The 23772-nt window shown below is 59.2% G+C and carries 16 protein-coding genes; 5 read left to right on the top strand and 11 right to left on the bottom strand.

Features of this window, described 5'->3' with window-relative positions:
- Nucleotides 1–161: 161 nt before the first annotated feature.
- The 5 genes from B0G52_RS33195 to glgB form a co-directional block, all read right to left on the bottom strand.
- Nucleotides 162–2138, bottom strand: a complete 1977-nt coding sequence (locus tag B0G52_RS33195) for a glycoside hydrolase family 15 protein (RefSeq protein WP_094050732.1) — start codon at nucleotides 2136–2138, stop codon at nucleotides 162–164.
- Between the two features lie 15 nt (nucleotides 2139–2153).
- Nucleotides 2154–3581, bottom strand: a complete 1428-nt coding sequence (gene glgA, locus B0G52_RS33190; protein ID WP_094050731.1) for a glycogen synthase GlgA — start codon at nucleotides 3579–3581, stop codon at nucleotides 2154–2156.
- Nucleotides 3582–3616: 35 nt separating this feature from the next.
- On the bottom strand, nucleotides 3617–4729 hold the full coding sequence (gene glgD / locus B0G52_RS33185) for a glucose-1-phosphate adenylyltransferase subunit GlgD (RefSeq protein WP_198960778.1): 1113 nt from the start codon (nucleotides 4727–4729) through the stop codon (nucleotides 3617–3619).
- Nucleotides 4726–5892, bottom strand: a complete 1167-nt coding sequence (locus B0G52_RS33180; RefSeq protein WP_094050730.1) for a glucose-1-phosphate adenylyltransferase — start codon at nucleotides 5890–5892, stop codon at nucleotides 4726–4728. The genes glgD and B0G52_RS33180 overlap by 4 nt, the downstream gene beginning before the upstream one ends.
- Before the next feature lie 97 nt (nucleotides 5893–5989).
- Nucleotides 5990–7918 carry a 1,4-alpha-glucan branching protein GlgB gene (gene glgB / locus B0G52_RS33175; protein WP_094050729.1) on the bottom strand — a complete coding sequence of 643 codons (1929 nt, stop codon included), beginning with the start codon at nucleotides 7916–7918 and terminating at the stop codon, nucleotides 5990–5992.
- 321 nt (nucleotides 7919–8239) lie between these two features.
- Between glgB and B0G52_RS33170 the strand changes: the two genes are divergently transcribed.
- Nucleotides 8240–9367 (top strand): AI-2E family transporter, encoded by a 1128-nt coding sequence (locus tag B0G52_RS33170; RefSeq protein ID WP_094050728.1) that lies wholly within the window; start codon nucleotides 8240–8242, stop codon nucleotides 9365–9367.
- A 417-nt stretch (nucleotides 9368–9784) separates the two neighbouring features.
- Here the strand turns inward: B0G52_RS33170 and araA are convergent, their stop codons facing one another.
- The 3 genes from araA to B0G52_RS33150 form a co-directional block, all read right to left on the bottom strand.
- Nucleotides 9785–11269 (bottom strand): L-arabinose isomerase, encoded by a 1485-nt coding sequence (araA, locus tag B0G52_RS33165; protein ID WP_094050727.1) that lies wholly within the window; start codon nucleotides 11267–11269, stop codon nucleotides 9785–9787.
- 569 nt (nucleotides 11270–11838) lie between these two features.
- The gene (locus B0G52_RS33155; protein WP_094050725.1) at nucleotides 11839–12084 is read right to left on the bottom strand and encodes a DUF3892 domain-containing protein; all 246 of its coding nucleotides are present in this window, start codon (nucleotides 12082–12084) and stop codon (nucleotides 11839–11841) included.
- Between the two features lie 74 nt (nucleotides 12085–12158).
- Entirely contained in the window at nucleotides 12159–14348 is a 2190-nt protein-coding gene (locus B0G52_RS33150) for an alpha-galactosidase (protein WP_094050724.1), read from the bottom strand.
- 145 nt (nucleotides 14349–14493) lie between these two features.
- On the opposite strand from B0G52_RS33150, the gene B0G52_RS33145 reads away from it, so the two are divergent.
- From B0G52_RS33145 to B0G52_RS33135, 3 genes are all read left to right on the top strand, one after another.
- Entirely contained in the window at nucleotides 14494–15321 is an 828-nt protein-coding gene (locus B0G52_RS33145; protein WP_158223987.1) for an AraC family transcriptional regulator, read from the top strand.
- A gap of 170 nt (nucleotides 15322–15491) precedes the next feature.
- Nucleotides 15492–15929 (top strand): MarR family winged helix-turn-helix transcriptional regulator, encoded by a 438-nt coding sequence (locus tag B0G52_RS33140; RefSeq protein WP_158223986.1) that lies wholly within the window; start codon nucleotides 15492–15494, stop codon nucleotides 15927–15929.
- A gap of 28 nt (nucleotides 15930–15957) precedes the next feature.
- Nucleotides 15958–16974 carry an LLM class flavin-dependent oxidoreductase gene (locus tag B0G52_RS33135; RefSeq protein ID WP_094050721.1) on the top strand — a complete coding sequence of 339 codons (1017 nt, stop codon included), beginning with the start codon at nucleotides 15958–15960 and terminating at the stop codon, nucleotides 16972–16974.
- Nucleotides 16975–17010: 36 nt separating this feature from the next.
- On the opposite strand, the gene B0G52_RS33130 is transcribed toward B0G52_RS33135, so the two are convergent.
- A complete protein-coding gene (locus B0G52_RS33130) occupies nucleotides 17011–17184 on the bottom strand; it encodes a hypothetical protein (protein WP_198960777.1) in 174 nt (57 codons plus the stop codon).
- A 324-nt stretch (nucleotides 17185–17508) separates the two neighbouring features.
- Between B0G52_RS33130 and B0G52_RS33125 the strand changes: the two genes are divergently transcribed.
- Nucleotides 17509–18801 (top strand): hypothetical protein, encoded by a 1293-nt coding sequence (locus B0G52_RS33125; RefSeq protein WP_094050720.1) that lies wholly within the window; start codon nucleotides 17509–17511, stop codon nucleotides 18799–18801.
- A 92-nt stretch (nucleotides 18802–18893) separates the two neighbouring features.
- On the opposite strand, the gene B0G52_RS33120 is transcribed toward B0G52_RS33125, so the two are convergent.
- Both B0G52_RS33120 and B0G52_RS33115 read right to left on the bottom strand, forming a co-directional pair.
- Entirely contained in the window at nucleotides 18894–22820 is a 3927-nt protein-coding gene (locus B0G52_RS33120) for an S-layer homology domain-containing protein (protein WP_094050719.1), read from the bottom strand.
- Nucleotides 22821–23192: 372 nt separating this feature from the next.
- Nucleotides 23193–23600: a DUF6232 family protein gene (locus B0G52_RS33115; RefSeq protein ID WP_094050718.1), complete on the bottom strand. Its 408-nt coding sequence runs from the start codon at nucleotides 23598–23600 to the stop codon at nucleotides 23193–23195.
- Between the last annotated feature and the right edge of the window lie 172 nt (nucleotides 23601–23772).

Here is a 23772-nt window from a genome sequence, read left to right as displayed (position 1 = left end):
AGATACGCTCGGTTGCCTTGTAATCCATAACCATTCTCACTTCAAGCTCCAAAAACGGAGCCAAGCTTGCGCATCCGCACGCTTAACTCCGTCCCTCCGACTATCCTCGTTTACGAACCGGCTTTCTCCAGGAGCATTCTAGTGATTTCTTCGATTATCATTTATCCGCCCGCCCCGCCGGCCTGAAGCTGCTCCAGCTTGCGCACGTACTTGCACACCGTCGACACGTAGGTGGCGTGCGACCACGTGAGCGGCGCGACCGACAGCGGCTCGCCCGTCTCCGGATGAAGCTGCTCCGGCAGATTGCCGCCCGCGAGCGCGAAGCCGGCCACCTTCTCCAGCGTGCGGCGCGGCTCCTCCAGACCCGACGGGTCCCGTGCGGTCTCGATCTGGAAGTTCGCCACCCACAGCGTGCAGATGATCCACGGATTGCCCGGCACGCGTTCGATGTCGTCCGACTGGCGGAAATAGTAGTCGTTCGTGTAACGGGCGATGCCGCCGATGTCGGTGTTGATCCGCAGCTTCTCCGAGATTGCGCCCATCGTCTTCGCGACCCGCTCGTCGTCCGCCGGGAACACGCCGAATTCGAACAGGCCGAACATGCTGCTCTCCACCGTCATGTCCTTCACCCACTCGCCATCCTGGTGCACGAGCCCGCGCGCGTACCGCCCCGACTCCTCGTCCCACAGCCGCTCCTCGATGCCGCGCTTAACGCGCTCGGCTACTTCGCGATACTGGTCGCTGCGGTCGTAGTCGCCGAACAGATCGGCGAAATAAGCGGCCGCCATCAGCCCGCCGTATACAGAAGCGACCGTGTACGTCCAGATGCCGTAGCGCTCCTCCCACAAGTCGTAGCTCGGCTTCGGCAGATCCAGCCCCGGCTCCATGTAGTCGCACAGGAAAGCGGACGCCTTGCGGATGAGCGTGCCGTACAGCGACTGCGCCAGCTCGATCTCGCCGTGCCGCGCGTAATCTTTCCAGAGCGCGTACAGCACGAGCGCCGTCTCGTCCTCCTGAATCGGCAGCCTGGGCACGCCGTTCACCACGTAAGGATGCCAGCTCGACCCGACCGTCCCGTCCGGGTTGTACTTGTGGTGCAGATAGCCTTCCGGAGACAGGTTGCGTCCGCAGAAGCGGAAGAAGGAGGCAATCGTGCCGTGATAACCGGCCAGCGACATTGCGTCCGCGATCAGCGCGCCGTCACGCGGCCACATATAGCTGTAATGATCCCGATTGTACTGCAGAATGTCCGTGTCGTTCGCCGCGATAATCGCGCCGCGCTCGTCGGTCTGCGTCTTGACGATGAGCAGGCTGTGCTTGAACTGGCGGACGACGGCGGACGGCAAGTCTCCGAAGCTGCTCCCGACGCGCGACAGCCAGTGATTCCAATAAATGACGATGCGGCTGAGCAGCTTCTCCGGATGACTGTCCTGCACGTACTGGTCGAGCCGCTTGACCTCCTCCATGTTGTCCCCGACGGACATCCAGTAATAGACGGTGCGCTCGCTCCCCGCAGGCACCGACGTGCGGAAGCTGATCGTGCTGTCTACCGACCCCTGCGAGATGGCGTTGCCCATCAGCTCTCCGTCTTCGGCGTCCCGCCATGTCCCTTCGGCCGAATGGAACCTTTTGATACCGGTAGAAAACTGAAAGATGCCGCCCTGGTCCGACTTGCCGTTAAACATGAAGTACGACGATCTCTTATAATGGAAAACGGTGCGGTTAGTCGGATAGAAAGCGGCGGTATCTCCGACTTCGTTGCCGTCGATCATCAGGTCATGGTGGAAAAATACCCGGACGTCCCGTTCGTGTTCCCGCAAATTCCGCACGACGACGCGCTTCAGATAGATGCTCTCCCGCTGATGAATGCCGTCGTTCAGCTGCAGCTCCAGCCCCAGCCGATCATGACGCGCCGTGACGTTCGTGACGAGCGAATCCTCGATGTATCCGAGCTCGATGACCCAATCCGGATCGTCCAGCCAGGCGAAAGCTCCGTCGCACCAAATGCCGAACCGGCAAGCGTGTCCCCCGACGTGATTGAGCTGTCCCACGTACGGGAAATAAACGTCCCGTATAAAACAGCTGCTGTCCAAATTGACGAGCATTTTTCCGTTTCCGATGACCAGATGACGTGCCATGCTATCCTCTCCTTCTCAGCTGACGAGCTCGCGGTATAATTTGCAATAAAGCTTAGCCGATGACTCCCATCCGTAATCCTTTTTAGCGCCGTTAGCCACGATCCGCTCCCAATGCTCGCGGTCCCCGTAGAACGCCAGAGCGCGGCGAATCGTGTACAGCATGTCGTGCGCCGTCGGCGGGCCAAACGTAAAACCGTTTCCCGTACCGGTATATTCGTTATACGGCGCAACCGTGTCTTTCAGCCCGCCCGTCTCGCGCACGATCGGCACCGACCGGTAGCGCAGGGCGATCAGTTGGCTGAGTCCGCACGGCTCGAAGCGCGAAGGCATCAAGTACATGTCGGAGGCCGCGTAGATCCGCCTCGCCAAGCCTTCGTTAAAGCCGAACCAGAGCGCCATCTTGTCCCGATTGACCAGCAGCGCGTCCCTCAGCATCGCTTCGATGCCGGGCTCGCCGGAGCCGAGGACGACGAGCTGAACGTCCAGCTCCATCAACTCCGGCAGCGCCTCCGCGATCAGGTCGAAGCCCTTCTGCTGCGTGAGCCGGGAGACGATGCCGACGAGCGAAACGTCCTCCCGCTCCGGCAGACCGAGCTCCCGCTGCAGCGCGAGCTTGTTCTGGCGTTTCTTCTCCAAGGAGTTGCGGTAGTTGACCGCCAGATTCGGATCGCTCATCGGATCGTACACGTCGGTGTCGATCCCGTTCAGGATGCCCCACAAATCTTGCGCGCGTTGGCGGATGACGCCGTCCAGCTTCTCTCCGTACTCCTCGGACTGGATCTCGTGCGCGTACGTGTAGCTCACCGTGGACAGCTTGTCCGCGAAGCGCAGCCCCGCCTTCATGCAGCTGGCCGCCCCGTAAAATTCCAGGCTGTCCTGCGTGAACGAATCGTCCCCCGTCGACAGCAAATCCTGGAGCAGCTCTCTGGAGAAGACGCCTTGATACTGCAGGTTGTGAATCGTGAACACCGTCCGAATGTCCCGATAGCCCGGCCGGTTGGCGTATCTCGTCTTCAGCAGGAACGGAATAAGGCCCGTCTGCCAGTCGTGGCAGTGCAGAATGTCCGGCAGCCGATCGAGCTTGTCCAGCATCTCCAGCACGGCGAAGCTGAAGAACGCGAACCGTTCCGCCTCGTCGCCGTATCCGTACAAATACCCCCGCTTGAAGTAGAACTCGTTGTCGATCAGAATGAAGCGGACTCCGTCGACCGTCACCTCCTGAACGCCGCAATACTGCGTTCGCCACCCGAGCCGGACTTCCATGACGGCGATCGTCGTCACGGCGTCCGCGATCTCCTGCGGAATTTCCCCGTATTTGGGCAGGACGACCGTCACCTCCGCCCCCTGCTTGGCCAGCGCCTTGGGAAGGGCGCCGGCGACGTCGGCCAGCCCGCCGGTTTTCACGAGCGGCATCGCTTCCGATGCCGCGAACATCACTCTCATTCGCCCGCCCCCTCTTCGTCTGTGAACACTCTCTCTTAGATCACCTTGCGCTTGAGCGCGATGAACGGCACTTCCGACGAGCCTCTGAGCTGCGTCTGCGGACGAATCTCCACATCCTTATCCAGGATGCAGCTGTCGAGCGCGCCGTTCTCCCCGATGACGCCGTTCTGCATGACGATGCTGTTGCGGACGACCGCGCCCTTGGCGACTTTGACCCCGCGGAACAGAATGCTTCCCGTGACCGTTCCTTCGATGTCGCAGCCGTTGGCGATCAAGGAATGCGTGACGTCGGCCCCGCTCCGGTAATGCGTCGGCGGTTCGTCCTTGACCTTCGTGTAGATCGCGCTCGGCTTGAAGAACAGCTCGCGCCACACCTCCGGCTGCAGCAGCTCCATGCTGTGCCGGTAATAAGCGGCGATATTGTTGACGACCCCGAGCACGCCCTCGTGCATGTACGCGTGGACGCGCAACTGGTTCAGTCGGGACAAGACCGAGTGCCTGACGAAATGATCGCGCCCTTGGGCCAGCGATGTCTCCACGAGATCAAGCAGCAGCTCCTTGCCCAGCACGTACATTTCCATCGAGACGATGTCGCTGTCCAGACGTCCGAAGTGATCCTGCATTTCGACGATCCGTCCGGTCTCGTCGACTCTCGCCTTCCTGGCGAGGCCGGGCGTCCCTTCCGGCGTTTGCTTGCAGACGACGGTAATGTCCGCCCCCGATTCGCGGTGCTGGTCGAGCACCTTGGCGAAATCGACGTTGCACACCATGTGGCTGCGGGCGATAACGACGTGATCCGAGGCGCTGCGCGCGAAGTAGTCGCGATGCCGATAGAAATGATACAGATCCCCTTTGCCGAAATCCGTCTGATCCTCCATCGACGGAGGCAGCACGAACAATCCGCTCTGCTTCCGGTGCAGATCCCAGTTCGCTCCGGAGCCGAGATGGTCCATCAGCGACCGGAATTTCCGGTGCGCGAACACGGCTACCTTCGGAATGCCGGAATTGACCATCGAGGACAGCACGAAATCAATCAGGCGGTACCTGCCGCCGAACGGCACCGTCGCCAGGCAGCGGTTGGCCGTCAAGGCTTCCATCTCGTCCGCTTCGTGAATCAGGTTGATGACTCCCGTCAAGGGCAGCTTCATACCGGTTCAGCCTCCTTTTGCTCCTCGGGCAGACGAATCGTCTCTCCGCTTCCTACGACCGCGATTTCCGCCGCGTCGACGCTGCCGACCCGGCAGCCGTCCCCGACGACGGCTCCTTCGCCGACGATCGCGCGAATGATCTTCGCGTTCTTGCCTACGACCGCGCCGGGCATCAGAATCGAATCCTCCACCAGACTGCCTTCGCCGACCTGGGCGCCGTTGAACAGCACCGAACGGTTGACCGCGCCTTCGACGACGCACCCTTCGTTAATGAGGGAACCTTGCACTCTGGCGGTCGGAGCCACGTATTGCGCGGGCTGGTTCGGACTCGCCGTGAAAATCCGCCACGAACGGTCGTTCAGCTGCAGCGACGGACGCTCCTCCAGCAGATCCATATTCGCCTCCCACAGGCTGTCGATCGTGCCGACGTCCTTCCAATAGTCGCTGAATTGATAGGAAAACAGGCGCGCCCCGTCCTCCAGCAGCGTCGGGATGACGTCCTTGCCGAAGTCGTTGGACGACTGCCGGTCCGCCTCGTCCCGGATGAGCGCCTCCTTCAGCACCGACCAGGTGAACATGTAGACGCCCATTGACGCCAGGTTGCTGGTCGGATTTTTCGGCTTCTCCGCGAATTCGACGACCCGTCCGTCCTCGTCCACGCTCAGAATGCCGAATCGGCTCGCGTCCGCCCAAGGCACGCTGATGACGGCGATCGTCGCGTCCGCGTTGTTTTTCTTATGAGCATCCAGCAGCAGGTCGTAGTTCATTTTATAAATGTGATCTCCCGAAATGATCAGCACGTATTCGGGATCGTAGCTTTCGATGAAGCCGAGGTTCTGATAGATGGCGTTGGCCGTGCCTTTGTACCACGTGCCGCCCTTCTGGCGGACGTAAGGCGGCAGGACGTGCATGCCTCCCTCGCGCCGGTCGAGCCCCCAAGGGGAACCGATCCCCAGATGCTGGGTCAGCACGAGCGGCTGATATTGCGTCAACACCCCGACCGTCTCGATGCCGGAATGCACGCAGTTGCTGAGCGTAAAGTCGATGATGCGGTATTTTCCTCCGAAAGGCACGGCGGGTTTGGCCAAATCCTTCGTGAGAACGCCCAATCGGCGGCCTTCGCCTCCGGCGAGCAGCATGGCGATGCATTCATTTTTGCGCATGCGCATCAATCCTCTCTGGTTAGTTGACTAGCGGAATCCGTCCCTCTCTTTCTCTCCGTTGCCCGGCTGTTCGCGTTCATGCTGCTTTTATTGCTTTCTAGCCGGCGTCCGGACGATCGCTCTCCGCCTCCCACAGCAGGACGGTCAGAGCGGGCATCGGGATTTCGATGCTGAACGCTTTGCCGTGCAGGGGAACGTCCATTGCCTCGACTCGCTCGGGCATCGGATAGCCGGTCCCTCCGTAGTCGGAGCGATCGCTGCTGAGCAGTAGCCGATACGCCCCAGGCCTGCCTACGCCGATCCGATAGGAAGGGTAGCTATGCCTGGAAAAATTGCAAGCGACGACGACAGGGCGTTCGCCCGACTTGCTCGTGCGCTGGAACGACAGCATGCATTGGGCGGCGTTGTTGACGTCGATCCACTGAAAGCCGTCCGGACGGTGGTCGTTCTCCCAAAGCGCGGGCCGATCGAGGTAGACGCGGTTCAAGTCGCGAACGTATCGGCGCATGCTGTCGTGCAGCGGATATTGCAGCAGGCTCCAGTCGAGCCCGGCGTCGTCCTTCCATTCGTCGAATTGCCCAAATTCGCCGCCCATGAAGAGCAGCTTCTTGCCGGGATGGGTCATCCAATAGCCGTAAAATAATCTGAGATTCGAAAATTTCTCCTCGTAGCTTCCCGGCATCTTGTTGAGCAGGGAGCGCTTGCCGTGAACGACTTCGTCGTGCGACAGAGGCAGAACGTAGTTTTCGGAATAGGCGTAATGCATGGAAAACGTGATGAGAGAATGGCGGTCGGGTCTGCGGGCGGGATCGGTCTCCATGTAGCGGAGCATATCGTTCATCCAGCCCATGTTCCACTTATAATTGAATCCGAGGCCTCCCAGATAGGTAGGCGAGGTAACGGCCGGATAGGAGGAAGAATCTTCTGCCATCATGAGAGTCTCGGGATAATAGAGAAAGACGGTTTCGTTCAGCTTGCGCAAAAAAGCGAGCGCTTCGACGTCCTCGGTGCCCCCGTAACGGTTCACCGTGCGCATCGAATCGGGTTTATCGAAATTCAGGTCGATCATGCTGGCCACCGCGTCCACGCGCAGGCCGTCGATATGGTACATATCCAGCCAGAACAGCGCGTTGGAGATCAGGAAGCTCTGCACCTGGGGCTTGCCGAAGTCGAAGGCGAGCGTCCCCCAGAGCGGCTTCTCCGCGCGGCGGTAATCGGACGGCTCGTAGAGCGGCGTTCCGTCGAACAGCCTGAGCCCGTGTTCGTCCTTGCAGAAATGGCCGCCGACCCAATCGAGCAGCACGCCGATGCCGTTGCGGTGGGCGCAATCGACGAGCTCCATCAGCCCTTCCGGAGAACCGTAACGGCTCGTCGCGGCGTAGTAGCCGGTCGTCTGATAGCCCCATGAGCGATCGAGCGGATGCTCGGCGAGCGGCAGCACCTCGATGTGCGTGTAGCCCATGTCGCGTACGTAATCGACGAGCTCGCGGGCCAATTGCGAATAGCTGCGGAATTGCTCCGGCGCGTCCATCTTCCAGGCGCCGAGATGCGCCTCGTAGATGAGCATCGGTTTGTCGTACGGGGGATTGCTTTTTTTCCGCTCCGTCCAGTCCCCGTCCCGCCACTCATAACGGGAGAGCGAGCTCACGACGGAAGCCGTGTTCGGACGCAGCTCGGAGGAGAAGCCGAACGGATCGCTCTTCAGACGCCGTTCCCCCCGGGAATCGACGACTTCGTACTTGTAGCGAACCCCTTCGCCCAGGTTGCGGCCGAAGCCGGCCCATACTCCTGTCGTTCCGATCCTCTCCAGCGCGATGGCGCGGGAACGATCGGCGCTGCTCCAATCGCAGAAATCCCCGATGACGAACGCTTCGCGCGCGTTCGGAGCCCAGAGGACGAAGCGAACTCCCCATTGACCTTCTACTTCCATCACATGTGCGCCAAAGGTAAGGTATGCTCGAAATAGCTGCCCGGTATTGAACAGGTACAGGTCGTCCGATGACACAAGAGCCGGCGATGCCTGCATGCAACGTCACCTCCCTAAGGGCTTTTCGGAACCGAAACGTAAATTCGACATCAAGTTTTGTTAATTTTCTGTCAACTTTCCTCACAACTCACACGAAAATTACATTCATTATAACGAAAAACCTGAAAATTATCACCCCATTTTCAAAAAAGTCGTAGGAAAGATCGCGGTTTTGTCCCCACGTCGAACTATATATTTATGCCTATTGAGTAATTCGCATTCCTCGCTTCCGTTTCCTGCCGACGTTTATTTTCCTTCGGGAAAAGTTAATTTTATAATAAGCTTAGTCGAACATTCGAAATCGCAGAAAGAGGTTATCTTATGCCGCAAGGAAAATGGTTTCGCATCGGTTACGGGATCATCGTCGTCCTGCTCATCGCTTATCTGGCTTCCAAAGTCGATTTCCTGTTCGACCCGATCGGGGATATTTTGGCCGCCTTGTTCGTGCCCGTCGTCTTGTCCGGGATGTTCTACTACGCGCTGCGTCCCGCGGTAAGGCTGCTGGCAAAACGGCTGCCCCTGGCGCCTTCGATTCTGATCGTTTTCCTGCTCGTCGTCGGGCTGATCTTCCTGTTTTCCTGGCTCGTATGGCCTCCGATCCGCCAGCAATCCTATACGCTCGTACAAAACTTCCCGGACATTCTGGAGCAAATCCGCCGCTGGCTCATGTCGCTGCAGGAGCATCCGTGGATTCGGGACATCGGCAGGGAAGATTCGTTCTCGACGGCCAACATCGCCTCCCAGCTGTCCTCCGCCTTGGGCGACTTGCTGAACTCCGTCGTCGGAAGCGTCCGCGGCCTGTTCAACGTCGTCATGAACTTTTTCCTGCTGCTCGGACTTGTGCCTTTCATCATCTACTACATGCTGAAGGAGGATCACAAGTTTCCCGCGCTGGCGACGCGGTTCATGCCCGCCCGATATCACCGCGAAGCGCTGGAGGCGATACAGGAAATCGACGCCTCCATCGGCTCGTTCATTCTCGGCAAGGTCATTACGTCGCTCGTCATGGGAACGCTGACGTTCTGCGGCTACTTGATCATCGACCTTCCCTATCCGCTGCTGCTCGGGCTGGTCGCCGCGGTCACGAACGTCGTCCCCTACCTGGGCCCGCTGCTCGCCGGCATTCCGGCCGTCATCGTCGCCTTGACGATCTCTCCCATCGCCGCGCTGGAAGTGTGCGTCGTCATCGTCATTTCCAACCAGATCGAATCGAATCTCGTCGCCCCCAAAATCATGGGCAGGCAGATGAACGTCCATCCGCTGACGATCATGCTGCTGATCATCGGCGCGGGAGCGGTCATCGGCCCGGTCGGCATGATCATCGTCGTCCCGGCGTACGCGATCGTCAAGATCGTCGCTTTGCGCGTCTATCGCTACAAGCAGCGCAATCGAATCGACGGCGAGCCCGATTTTCTGCAGCAGCCGCCGAGTAAAGCAACCCCGAAGTAACTGAAGCAATCCCGAAGCAACATAACGAAGATGCCGAAGAATCCAAGCCGACTGAATCGGGCTACAGCGGCAAATTGCGGTACAGCGAGGCTGCAACCTTGCTCGATCGGGTTAGAACAGCCGCGTGGCGCATGTTCTTACCGTAAGCCGGCTGCATCGGGTTCGAGCAGTATCCCATTTATGGAACATGCCGCTAGGGCGTGTATGCAACCTCCGAGGAAAGCAGATGTTGCCGAATTTTCGTTCCATGCAAGGAACTTTTGTGAAGGCGTACCGGGGGTACGTCAAGCAAAAGTGACGCAGCAGGGGATGATAGATGCCCCTGAGTGGGTTTGCATACACGCCCTAGTCAATAAATGGCGAAGAGGCCTTCCCCCGACTCGTCAAGGGAAGGCCTCTCATGGCAATCGATAGCGTTTATTTCCAGGCGGCCTGGCTCCAGCGAAGCTCGCTGCGAAGCCGAACCGGGCTCGTCTGCTCGTCGATGACGACGCATTCGATGCCGAAGAGGTCGGCGAAGTCGAGCATCTGCTCGGTCGTCGCCGCGAACGAATAGACGGTGTGGTGCGCGCCGCCGGCCAAGATCCAAGCCTCGGCGCCGAGCTGCAGCGAAGGCTGCGGCTTCCACAGCACGCGGGCGACCGGAAGCTTCGGCATCGCCTTGTTCACGGCAACCCCTTCCACCTCGTTGACGATCATGCGGAAGCGGCTCCCCATATCGACGACCGACACATTGATTGCCGAGCCGCCTTTGCCGTCGAATACAATCCGCGCCGGGTCGGCTTTGCCGCCGATACCGAGCGGATGCACCTCGATGCGCGGCTTCGAAGCCGCGAGCGTAGGGCACACCTCCAGCATGTGCGCTCCGAGCACCAGCTCGTTGCCCGGCTCGAAATGATACGTGTAATCCTCCATGAAGGACGTATCGACGCCGCCCGCGATAATCTTCACGAGCCGGGTCAGCGCGGCGGTCTTCCAATCCCCTTCTCCGGCGAAGCCGTAGCCCTGCTCCATCAGCCGCTGTACGGCGAGTCCCGGAAGCTGCTCCAGTCCGTGCAAATCCTCGAATGTCGTCGTGAAAGCGGTGAATCCGCCTTCTTCCAGGAACGACTTCAGCGCGATTTCAAGCTTCGCCTGATAGGCGATCGCGTCTCTGACCGGCCCCGGCTTGCGCCCTTCTTCGGTAATCTCGTAGGCCGCGTCGTACTCCTCCAGCAACTGCTCGACCGCTTCCGCGGACACCGCGTTCACTCGCTCGACGAGATCGCCGACGCCGTAGCCGTTCACCGACCAGCCGAAGCGGATTTGCGCTTCAACCTTGTCGCCTTCCGTTACCGCGACCTGCCTCATATTGTCCCCGAACCGGGCGACCTTGAGCTTCCGGCTCTCGACGCTCGCGACCGCCGTCCGCTCCCAGCCGGCAATCCGTTTCCTGACCTGCGGGTCCCCCCAGTAGCCGACGACCACCTTGCGGGAGATGCCCAGGCGCGCGCCGATGAAGCCGTACTCGCGATCGCCGTGAGCGGCCTGGTTCGTGTTCATGAAGTCCATATCGATCGTATCCCACGGAATGTCGCGGTTGTACTGCGTATGCAAATGAAGCAGCGGCTTGCGCAGCTCGGACAAGCCCGCGATCCACATCTTCGCCGGAGAGAACGTGTGCATCCACGTAATAATGCCTGCGCAGGCATTATCCGCATTCGCATCCGCGCACAGCTGGCGGATCTCCTCCGGCGTCTTCACGACCGGCTTGAACACGATGGGATAAGGAATGCCCGCATCGCCGGTCAGCGCCTGCGCGATTTCCCGGGAATGGGCGGCCACCTCCTCCAGCGTCTCCGGTCCGTACAAGTGCTGACTGCCGGTCACGAACCAAAATTCATAAGATTGCAGCTTTAACATTGCGCGAATCCCCCTATTAGGAAATGGTGATAGATAACTTGTACGTACATGTTTGCCACTTTATTTTAGGGGAATTCTTCATAGAATACAACTGTTTCTTTGGCGCCATGCGCGAAAATGGGACTGAGGTTGTACATACGTGCGAGGGTGGGATGCAGGGCTCTCCGGGCCAGGCTGAATTGGAGAGCGGCTTGGTCCGCTTGGTCTGCTTGGCCTTATTGGTATCGGAGCTGCGGCATCTCGGCTACGGGGTCGAGGCCAAAATAGTGCCTCGGCAGCTCTAGCTCGGCTCCACGGTAGCGAATCAGGGCCAAAATAGTGCCTCGACGACGTCGGAGCTGTGGAGCCAGGGCCATAAAAATGCCTCGGCAACGATGGGCGCGTGTCGGGGCACTTGAGCGGAGGCCATAAAAGTGCCTCGGAGCATTTTGATGGGGCTGGCGGCGATGGGGTCAAGGCCAAAAAAGCGCCTCGCCACTCTGGCATCGCTCCTCCGTCCCCCTATGCGAAAAGGCGCATCTCATCCCATGGAATCAGGAAGAAGATGCGCCCGGGCTCCGCCGGCAAGCTTAGAATGTCGGCAGATTGTCCAGATTGTTGTCCTCTCGGCCGTCGGGATCCGAGCGAAGATGCTCGTCCCCGTCGCGTCCTTTGAACACGTTGACGTTGGCGATTTGATCGTTTTTGGCCATCTGCTGCGCTTCCTTGTACCCGACGACTTGTCCGGAAGAGAGCTGCAGCTCCACGATGTCGCCGTCTCCGTTTTTACGGACGGCCTGGACGTGCGGCTTGCCGCCTTGTTGTTCCTGTTCCATGAGAGACCACCTCCGGTACATAGTCTCCGCGGAACGCAGGAAAATTATGCAAGATTCGTCCGTTCATGGCCGGCTTACTGGCGAACAAGCCTCCATACATGGCTTTCGTAGTCGCCGTTCGCGCGGGGAATCGGCAGACCGACGTACATGAGTTGGTCGCCGCCGTAGACGTCGCCGCTGCCCTCAACGCGGTAGCGGGCTTCCGGATCGAGTCCCTTGAGTCTAAGCCAGTCCAGAGGAGCGTTAGGCTCGGCCAAGACGCCGACGTGCACGGCAAACGCTTCAGATCCGTCCTCCGCTACCGACATCCAGGCCGCGTCGTTGCCTTCGAACGGACTGCGGAGACGATAGAACTCCCCGAATTGGACGACATGGCGGATTTCCTTGTACTGCTTGACCTGTTCCTTGACTTCCGCTTTTTCCTCGTCCGTCATCTGGGTCAGATCCAGCTCGTAGCCGAAGTTGCCCGACATCGCGACGTCTCCGCGCGTCTTGAGCGACGTGATCCGTCCGGTCTGGTGGTTCGGGACCGCGGACACGTGGGCGCCCATCGCGCTGACCGGATAGACGAGGCTCGTTCCGTACTGAATGCGCAGCCGGTGAACGGCGTCCGTATTGTCGCTCGTCCACGTCTGCGGCATGTAGTAGAGCATGCCGGGATCGAAGCGTCCGCCGCCGCCCGAGCAGCTCTCGAACAGGATGTCGGGGAACTGCGACGTAATGGTCTCGAGCACCCGGTACAGTCCGAGCATGTAGCGGTGGGCGGTTTCCCGCTGCCGATGAGGCGGAAGCAGCGCCGAACCGATCTCCGTCATGTTGCGGTTCATGTCCCATTTGACGTAGGAGATCGGCGCCGATCGAAGCACCGCTCCGACCGCTTCGATCAAGTAGTCGCACACATCTTGGCGAGACAGATCAAGGATGAGCTGCTGGCGCGCCTCCGTCCTGCGGCGTCCCGGAACGTGCAGGCACCAGTCCGGATGCGCGCGGTACAGGTCGCTGTCCGGCGACACCATCTCCGGCTCGAACCAGAGGCCGAATTGCATATCCAGCCGGTTGACGCGGGCGGCCAGATCCTCCAGCCCTCCGGGCAGCTTGCGATAGTCGACCTTCCAGTCGCCCAGCGAGCTATTGTCGCTGTCGCGTCGGCCGAACCAGCCGTCGTCCAGCACGAACAGCTCGATGCCGAGCTCTTGGCCGACTTGGGCGATGCTCTCGATTTTGTCGGCGTTGAATTGGAAATAGGTCGCTTCCCAGTTGTTCACGAGCACCGGCCGCGTCCGATCGCGATGAACGCCGCGGCAGAGCCGGCTCCGGTAGAGCCGGTGATAGATTCTCGACATGCCGCCGAGTCCGTCCGCCGAGTAGACCAGAACCGCTTCGGGAGTTTGGAAACTTTCGCCCGGCTCCAGACGCCATTCGAAGTCGAACGGATTGATGCCGATCGATACCCGGGTCGTCTTGAACTGGTCGACCTCCGCCTGGGCGACGAAGCTGCCGCTGTAGACGAGGCTGAATCCGTACGAATCCCCGCGATCTTCGCCGGCATCCGGCGAGAGCAGTGCGATGAACGGATTGTGCTGGTGGCTGCTGGAGCCTCTGCGGCTCTCGACGGACTGGATGCCGGGGACGAGCTCCCTTCCGTAGAGATCCCTTTCCCTGGCCCACGATCCGGACAGTTGAAGCATGCGGAACGAATCGCGGTTGAAATCGATGCTCGCGCTCATCGCCCGAAGCAGGCGAAGCGGCGACGTTCCGACGTTCGTCAGCCTGACGGAGCGCGCGATCGCGTCGTGGTCCGCGAACACGGTGTAGCGCAGCACCGCTTCCAGGCCGGAGCGGTCGTCCTTCAGCGTCAGCTCGAGCGTCTGCGCTTCCTCTTCCCGCTCGGTATACGTGGACGGGAGTCCCTCGAGCCCCGGCTTGCCCGGAATAATGCGGTGAGCCGCATAGGCGAACTCCGTTACGGTCGTACCGTCGTCCAGTTGCACCTGGTAAGCCGGATGACGGAAATCGCTGCCGCCGTAAGCGGGATACTCCTGCGGAAGCGTATCGAACGATACGGTCCGGTCCTCGGGATACGGATTAGGCGAGAACGAAGACCGTTCGGTGTAGACGAGCATCCCTTTCAAGTTCTCTTCACGGATTTTCCGGCCCCAATATGCGTGCACCGGAACTCCTTTCGGATTTAATTGGATAATGTAGCTCGTGCCCGGCCCTTGCAGGTGAAAGGCGCGCTCTTGTTCGCGATATCGAATTCCCATGGGGCTTGTCTCCTTTGCGACCGGCGGGACGCCGGCTTGCCTTATCGGTTATAATATAACTATATTCGTATTATAAATTCGTTCTATCCCTATTCCTATTTTAATATTTTCATATCGCTATCAAAATATGAAAGAAGGTATTCCGATGGTTCAACCCTCGTTTCCGATCGTGACCGAATCCGATTCCCGTCTGCCGCTCTATCTGACGAGCATCGGCCATTGGGAGTATCAAGAACGCACGAGAAGGCCGGGCGGTTTTCCGGACTATCAGTGGCTGCAGTCCGTTTCGGGCACGGGGGAACTGGAAGTGGACGGAACGCGCTGGCAGGTGAAGCCCGGCCAAGGCTTCTTCCTGCTTCCCGAGGAAGCGCATCTGTATTATCCGACTTCGGAGCCGTGGGGACTCCATTGGATCGCCTTTAACGGCAGCCTGATGCCCTCTTGGATGAGCATCTCGGGAATCCGCCGGTCCGGCGTGTACGGCCTGTCCGATCCCGACAGCCTGATCGGGCAGATGAAGGCGATCTACGCCATGTCGCTCACCGGCCGCCCCTTTCTCGGATCGGAATGCTCCAAGCTGCTGTACGCGCTGCTTCTGGACTTGTCCCGCAACGTGAAGAACGGTTCCGCCGCCGCTCCTCATCATTCCCTGAAGCTGCAGCCCGTCATCCGCTTCATCGAGGACAACTGCCATCGGGTGCTGTCGATTGACGAGATGGCTGCGCAGATCAGCGTCAGCGCCCAATACTTGTGCTACCTGTTCAAAAATGCTTTCCAACTGCGCCCGATGGAATACGTCAATCGCGAACGAATCAACCGGAGCAAGGAGCTGATGCTGAACGAACCGCAGCTCAAGCTTCGGGAAGTGGCGCTTCGCGTCGGCTTCGACAGTCCCAGCTACTTCAGCTCCGTCTTCAAGAAGATCGAAGGCATGAGTCCGGAACAGTTTCGCGGTTCCCGCTCGGCCACTTAGCCGCCGCCTGAACACGGGATGCCGCGCCCATCCGACTGTCCGCAGCTCCGGTGCACCCGCCTCCCCGCGCCCACTCACGCGTTAGACTTCAAACGGCGAACCGCCGGTTTGACATCGGATTTCGTTTGCATTAGGATATAGTCAATAAATTGACTAATGGAGCGTCCGCCTTGAACCAAGACGAACAGCTGCACGGGAACATCGTCGTTAACCTTTTCCGCTGCTCCAATCTGCTCGAACGCATTGGCCGCAAGCTCGTCGCTGAGGCCGGTTTGACGAGCGTGCACCAGTGGTTTATTTTGTCCGCTCTGTCGGACGGCGACTTGTCGCTGAAGCAATTGAGGCAGAACGCGCACGTCACGAAGCAGAACATGACGGGCATGATCGAACGGCTGAAGCAGGGAGAGCTTGTCTCCACCTGCGAGGACCCGGAGGACCGCCGCGTCACGATGGTCCGCCTGACCGACAAGGGCAGGCAGGTGCTGAACCGGCTCGATTCGTTCGACGCCTTCGGCCAGGAAACGAACCTTAAGCATCTGTGCACGGAAGATTTGTCTTCCTTTAACCGCTGCCTGCAGCGGCTGATCGACAATATGAACGACGGTTGACTGCCGTCGGCAAGGAGGCTTTCTCACGATGACCCGACCTAATGCCCCTCTTTTCTCCGTCCTGGATCTCGCATCGATCACGCAAGGCAGCTCGGCTGCCGTTTCCTTCCGCAATACGCTCGATCTTGCCCGCCGCTCCGAGCAATGGGGCTATCACCGCTTCTGGCTGGCCGAGCATCACGGCATGCCCGGCATCGCCAGCTCGGCGACCTCCGTGCTCATCGGCCACGTCGCCGGAGGCACGTCCACGATCCGCGTCGGCTCGGGCGGCATCATGCTGCCCAACCACGCCCCGCTCGTCATCGCCGAGCAGTTCGGCACGCTCGAATCGCTCTACCCGGGTCGGATCGACCTCGGACTAGGCCGCGCTCCCGGATCCGACCAGGCGGTATCGCGGGTGCTGCGGCGAGGCCTCGGCGCCGGAGGAGAGGATTTCCCCGAGCTGCTCGCCGAGCTTCGCGCTTATTTCCAGCCGGACTCCGCTCCGGCTAACGGCATCGTGCGCGCTATCCCCGGCGAGGGGCTGAACGTGCCGATCTGGCTGCTCGGCTCCAGCGGCTTCAGCGCGCAGCTCGCCGCCAAGCTCGGGCTCCCGTTCGCGTTCGCCAGCCATTTCGCGCCGGATTACTTGATGCCCGCGCTCGAGCTGTACCGCTCGAACTTCCGGCCGTCCGCGGCGCTCGCCAAGCCTTACGCGATGGTCGGAGTCGGTGTGACCGCCGCCGACACCGAACGGGAAGCAAAAAGGCTTGCCACTTCGCAGCAGCAAGCCTTCCTGAATATGATCCGCGGACGCTTCGGCCAGCTTCCCCCTCCGGTCGACAGCATGGACGGCCTCTGGACGCCTCACGAGGAAGCGGCGCTGAACCGGCAGTTCGGCTTCGCCGTCGTCGGCGACAAGGAGCAGGTCCGCGAGCGGCTTAAAGGCGTGATCGAATCCACCGGAGCCGACGAGCTGATCATCGCCTCGCAGATCTTCGATCACGGCGCACGGCTTCGCTCCTACGAGATCGTCGCCGAAGTCGGCCGCGAGCTTCAAGCATAGGCGACGAGCCGTTGCAGCCGCCAGGCCCTTTCAGCCTCAGACGAGCAAGGCGGCGACCAGCAGCGCCGCGCCGACCGCCAATACAGCCGCATCCGAAGGGCGCACCCGGTACTCGCGTATCGGCGTGCGTCCTTCTTCTCCTCTATAGCCCTGGGATTCCATCGCAACGGCCAGCGCGCCTAAAACAATAATTTGTGTTCGTTGATTCATGCCGTTCACTCCAGGTTAATGTATGGGCAGGCGATGCCGCCGCCGGAATGGTAATGCCGCAGAGCTTCCTCCCTTGTACATAACGAGCTGCCGCCTTTCCGGCCGAAGACGACGACTCAACGATATGCCAAAAAACCGAACAACCAAGCGCGGTCGTGCGCTGCAGTTTCCCGGTTGTTCGGCAAATCACATAGTTATCCGATTGGATTTATTTTAAAATATAACATCCAAAGCGTCTGTCAATGGATTGACAGCATTTGGACCGGGTGATATGATCGATTTTACATTTTGTATCCCGATCTACATAGGAGGTTTTATATCATTATGAAGCATCGCTCGAAAGCTGTGATCGCGTTATCCCTGGCAGCGGCTCTGGTCTGGACCGCTCCCGCTGTCGTGCTTCCTCAGCATGCAGCTGCGGCTTCCGCTACGGCCGCCATTTCCGTTTTGTCTCCGCAGGCGCAAGAGTACGCAGCCTACCTGCAAGAGAAGTACAGCGTCTCCGTCGGAGATTCCTGGACGCGGGGACAATTCGCGGACGCTCTGAACGCCATCGCGGCTCCGGAGAAAGCCGTCGACCTGACCGGCGACGCATCGGAGCCCCTGAAGGCGATCGAGGCCGTAGCGCTCGCGCTGAAAGCAGCCGACCTCGAAGAACTCGCTTATACGTATCCGGCAACCAAAGCCAAAACCGCTCTGGCGTGGGTCAAGCTGGGCTGGACGTCCGAGCAGTACGCTGCCGACCAGGCCAAAATTCTCGCCGCCGCGGTCAACACCGGCTTCCTCGTCTCCAGCTATTATCCGGAAATCCGCAACGACGCAACCGCGTCCCCGTCTTTGGCCGCGGTGCTTCTCGGCAAAGTGCTGGAAGCGAAAGGCCTGTACAAACGCTATATCGGCTACACGACGGACGCTGACATTCTCGTCAAGCTCGGCGACGCTTACCGGACTTCGGACATTATCCAAGCTCCGGAGCTGCGCAAAGTCGTCGACGAAGCGCTGAAGCAAAACCTCGTCACCGGCTACAATCTGAAGGACAGCCGCTACGACGCCAACTTCCTCGATTCGTTGTCGATCGTGTACGGCCATTCGGACTTCAAGCACGCGCTGCAGCTCATCGGCTTGCTCCGCAGCGAGAACATCAAAGCGAAAGTCCAGTTCGAGCCGAAAACGTCCGCCTTTATTTATTTGAAGGAATGGGGCGACCCGGGCGAATCCGAGCTGTACGAGGTCGTGCAGATCGAGAACGGCAACTACATCGAGTATGCCAAGGAATACGATCTGGCGCTCGAATTCGCATCTGAATACGATAAAGATCGCTTCGACCGGATCATTCTGACGTACGCGAAGAAGAACGAAGACAAGCAGCCGGGCCTGATCTACGGTTCGTGGTGGCAGCCGCTCTATTATTCTCTTACCGAGCTGAGCGGCTACAAGGAGATTTCCAATAACAAAATCTCCACAGGCAAATATTATGCGCAATCCTTCTCGCTGAAGGAGCAGTCCGCAGACGTAACCGAAGGCTTCAAGAAGATCGATCCGTCCGCGAACGTCGTCAATTACGACTTCTGGGTCGACGGACCTTTCTACAACTACTTGCAAGGCGAATCGAAATAATCGCAATCGGTCAGAAAGCTGTCCCTTAAGAAAAAGAGGCGTACAAGATGGATCGATCATCTTGTGCGCCTTTTTTGTCGCCGCAATGTTCCTTATATCAAATCCGATTTTTGAAGCAATCGCTGCACGATCGCTGCGACCTCCGCCCTCGTCATGTATGCCTTCGGAGCAAGCTGGGTTCGGCCTCGGCCCGATACGATACCCGCTTGGATACAGTCTGCTATGCCGCTCCGAGCCCAAGCGGATGCGTCCGCCGCATCTGCGTACGGCCGAAGCGCCGACTCCGTCGTCCGAACGGGAAGCTGGGCTTTCAGTCCTGTGATCTTCATCGCTCTGGCGATGATTGCCATCGCTTCTTCCCGGGTAATGCGGTCATGCGGACGGAAGGCGCCCTCCTTGGAACCGTTGATCAGTTCGTGCGCATATGCCGTGCTTATTGCGCTGCCGTACCAGTCCGACGGCGCTGCATCCGTAAACGGCATCGTTTCACGCACCGGCTCGAGTCCCAGTCCGCGTACGATAATGGCCGCAAATTCGGCCCGGGTAATATTGCGGTCCGGACTGAACCTGTCGCCTCCCGTCCCCTCAAGAATCAAGCGCGTCCCCATATCGTTAACCGCATCCTCCGCCCAATGGTTCGCCATATCGCGGAATTCAACCGGCTTCCAGACGACCGAGTATGTGCTGTTGGTCAAGCTGTTGATTATGGCGTAAGTGCCGCCGTCCTTCACAACAATCTTGGTCGGCACGTGGCGCACCGTTCCATCCGGGTCGACGACAACGCCTGTCGAAATTCGATTTGGCCTCACTCCGTCCGGAAGAGCAATCGTACGCTCCACATAAGCATTGAACCTCGATACTTGAATCGCGGAGTGACCGTATAACGCTCTGATCGTAAAATCAACGGGCGGCGCAACCAGTTCGAACGTTCCTTTGGCCGCCGCGTTCTCCGCGACTTTCACTCGATCGGCCGGCGACTTTGCTACCTCTATCTGTAACTTGATGTCCTGCAAGGCTGTCGGTTGACCGATCTGATCGCGCACGGAATCCAGGTTGATTTGCTGCGCCGGAACCGTATACGTTGCCCGATCCTTCTTGATTTGCAGAACCGCCTGCTTGTCTTCCAACTGGTTCACCGTCTCGCCGTTCAGTTCGATCACGATGACATCGAACCCGGCATTCAGCGAAATCGTCACGACCGCATGTTGGCCTTCCGTTGCGAGAATATCGCTCAGTTTGTTCTGGTCAAGGGCGATCGCGATGACGGTTTGACCGTTCCGGTTGCCTGTCGTTGCCGTTCCCGCATTTACCGCTTTGCCATTGACCAGAATAACGCCCTGAGAAAAGTTAGACTCCGATGGAGACGGTGGCGTTGCAGGCTGGGACGGCGCTGTCGGCTGGGATGGCGTATTGCTGCCGCCGGTCGGCGAACTCGGGACGACCGCATCGGACCCGGTGGAAGGAGCGCCGCTGCCGACCCGATTGATCGCCTTCACGATAAATGTGTAGCTTGTCCCGTTCGTCAAGCCGGTTACGGTAATCGGACTGGCCGTTCCGGTTACGACGATGTTGCCCGGCGAGGCCGTTACTTCATACCCCGTAATCGCGCTTCCTCCGTGATCTGCCGGGGCGGTAAAGCTGACGGTCGCTCGACCGTTTCCGGCAACCGCCGTCACATTGTCCGGCGCTGCAGGAACGGTGGCCGGAGTCGCGCTTACCGGCGGGGAAGCTTCGCTGTCCCCCAGGGAGTTGATCGCCATCACGGCAAAATAGTACGTTGTACCGTTAGTCAGACCCGTCACGGTATAACGATAAACCGAGTCGCTGACGGTCGTAATTTCGGTTCCGTGAGTCCCGGGAGTCGCGCTTTGAAATACTTTGTAGCCCGCGGCCCCCGCCACAGGGCTCCAGGCAAGCTCTACTTCGGCATTGCCGGCTACGGGCGGCTGCAGTACCGGAGCGCCCGGGACGACGCCATCGGTCGTGACGACCGCCGTATTCGAGATGCCTGCGTTCGATCCGCCGGTAACGACCAAACGGAAATCATAAGCGGTTGACGCGCTCAATCCCGTTACCGTAGCGCTGGTCGCATGGGCCGCAATCGCGCCTGTCTCTGCTGCTGTCCATGCGTTCGCCCCAGCCGGCGACTGTTCGATGCGGAGGGCCGTCGCTCCGCTTGCTGCCGTCCAGTTAAATGTTGCGGTCGCGCTTGTCTTCGCTACGCTTGCAAAGTCGGCAATCGGAGTAGCCGGTATTGTCAGCTTCTGGATGCGATGGTTTTCATTATCGGAAACATACACGCCGCCGCTGCCATCTACCGCTATTCCGAAAGGTTTCTTAAACTCTCCCAAGCCTCCTCCCGAACCTCCTCCGAGCTTTCCCCACTCGCTCCAGACGTTCGTGGATACCGTCAGTCTCTGGATTCGATGGTTGCCGCTGTCGGCCACATACACATTCCCGCCGCCATCTACAGCCACACCTGTCGGCGTGAAAAACTCTCCCGGCCCGCTTCCCAAACCTCCGCCAATCTTTCCCCACTCGCTCCAGGTGTTCGTGGACAGAGTCAGCTTCTGAATGCGATGGTTGCCGCTATCCGCGACATAGATATTCCCGTTGCCGTCCACCGCCACTCCGCTTGGATCGTTGAACTCGCCCGGCCCGCTTCCCGAACCTCCGCCGACCTTTCCCCACTCGCTCCAGGTGTTCGTGGATACGGTCAGTTTCTGGATTCGATGGTTGGATAAATCTGCGACGTACACATTCCCGCTTCCGTCTACCGCTACGCCTGCCGGCATGAAAAACTCGCCCAAGCCTCCTCCTGCACCACCGCCAGCGGCCCCCCACCCGCTCCAGGTGTTCGTGGACCGGGTCAGCTTCTGAATCCGATGATTGCCGAAGTCCGCGACATACACGTTCTCGTCGCCGTCTACCGCCACTCCGAGCGGCGCAGTAAATTCTCCCAAGTCCGTTCCCGAATCGCCGCCTGCCTTTCCCCACTCGTTCCAGGCGTTCGCGGACAGAGTCAGCTTCTGAATGCGATTGTTGCCGCCATCCGTCACATACACATCCCCGTTGCCGCCTACCGCTATGCCAAACGGGAAATGAAACTCGCCCGGCAGACTGCCCGAACCAGAAACCATTGCAGACCACTGACTCCATGTATCCGTAGCTGCCTCCAGCTTCTGAATGCGATTGTTGGTGCTATCCGCCACATACATATTCCCGTTGCCGTCTACCGCTATGCCAAACGGCGAATCGAACTCGCCCAGTCCGATTCCCGAACCTGCGCCGCTCTTTTTCCACTCGCTCCAGCCGTTCGTGGACACGGTCAGCTTCTGGACACGATGGTTGACGCTGTCCGTCACATACACATTCCCAATGCTGTCTAAAGCTATGCCAGTCGGCGTAAGAAACTCGCCCAGTCCGGTTCCCGGGCCTCCGCCGCTCTTTACCCACTCGCTCCAGGCGTTCCCGGACAGAGTCAGCTTCTGGACGCGATGATTGCCGCTGTCCGCCACATACACGTTCCCACTGCCGTCTACTGCCACCCCGCTTGGCCGATTGAACTCGCCCAAATCGCTTCCTGAACCTCCGTCGCTCTTTTTCCACTCGCTCCAGGTGTTCGTGGATACGATCAACTTCTGGACACGATGGTTGGAATAATCCGCGACATACACGTTCCTGTCGCTGTCTACCGCGACCCCGATCGGGGTATTAAACTCGCCCAGGGCGTCTCCCGGACCTCCGCCGCTCTTTCCCCATTCGCTCCAGGTATTCGTGGATACGGTCAGCTTCTGGATCCGATGATTGCCTAATTCCGCGACATACACGTTCCCGATGTTGTCTACCGCCACCCCGACCGGCGCATTAAACTCGCCCAAGCCGCTTCCTTCTCCGCCGCCTGCCTTTCCCCACTCGCTCCAGGTGTTCGTGGCTTGGGTCAGCTTCTGAATCCGGTGATTGGCGAAATCCGCAACATACATATTCCCGCTGCCATCTACGGCTACGCCAGTCGGCATATTAAACCCTCCAGGAATCGAACTGCCGGTCGCCGTCAGCCGGCCGTATTGACTCCATGCATCCGCCGCATGCGCCGGAACTTCAAATAAGCCTGCGCATGCGATACACAACGCTATGCTCAGGAGGCTCAGCTTTCTTATCCATTGTTTTACTTTTCTTTGATCATGCACCGTAACTCGTCTCCCCTGCTTCTCCGAATGGCGAATTTCCTTGGAATAGACTAAGCCTGTCGCCCTGAAAATTCCATACCTACAAAAGGGTATATTTCTCTTAATCCATCCGTTATCACCGTACGGGCACACATCGCAAAGAGCCCCGAGCGTCCCCCGAAAAAGGGAAACCCGGAGCTCATCTGCGTCTGAGGATTCGGTCTAGCCCACCATCAAGCTCTTGTGCCTCGTCTCCACGATCGAGCGGCTGAACGCGTTCGCGAGCCCTTCCAAATACATATAGTCGGTGACGCCGATAACTTCCTTCTCCCCGGAGGAAAACACGAGCGTCAGCTTATGGACCGGTTTGACCAAAATATAAACCAGAACGTTGGCGAGCAGCCCCGCTCCGCCGAGCAAGGACACGAGCTCATGGAAGCGGAAATCCCACAGCAGGCCGGTCGCGATCAGCAGCAGCTCGAGGACGAGCAGCGCGTACGGAATCTCCCGCCTAGACTTGACCAGCTTGATCGAGCACAGGTGTTGGATGGCAAACCGGGTATTGCCGCTAATGAACAGCTCTCTCGTGATGGTGAAATTGTTGTCCTTGTAGATCGGTTGGTTTTCCATCGTAGTTCCTCCCTGAGGATAGGTTCATCCTGATAATTCGACGTCCGCATGGAAATACCTACCTAACAACGCTTACATCGTCAAAAAAACGAGAGTCATGCCGTCCCCTTTCCGTCCTCCTCAACATCACACCTATCGTTCCTTTCTTTTACCGCTATCCCTTTCCGTCAGT

The sequence above is a fragment of the Cohnella sp. SGD-V74 genome (assembly GCF_003001675.1).
Lineage (GTDB): Bacteria > Bacillota > Bacilli > Paenibacillales > Paenibacillaceae > Cohnella.
The sequence above is the reverse complement of the archived record's forward strand: the minus strand, read 5'-3'. Positions and strand labels throughout refer to the sequence as shown.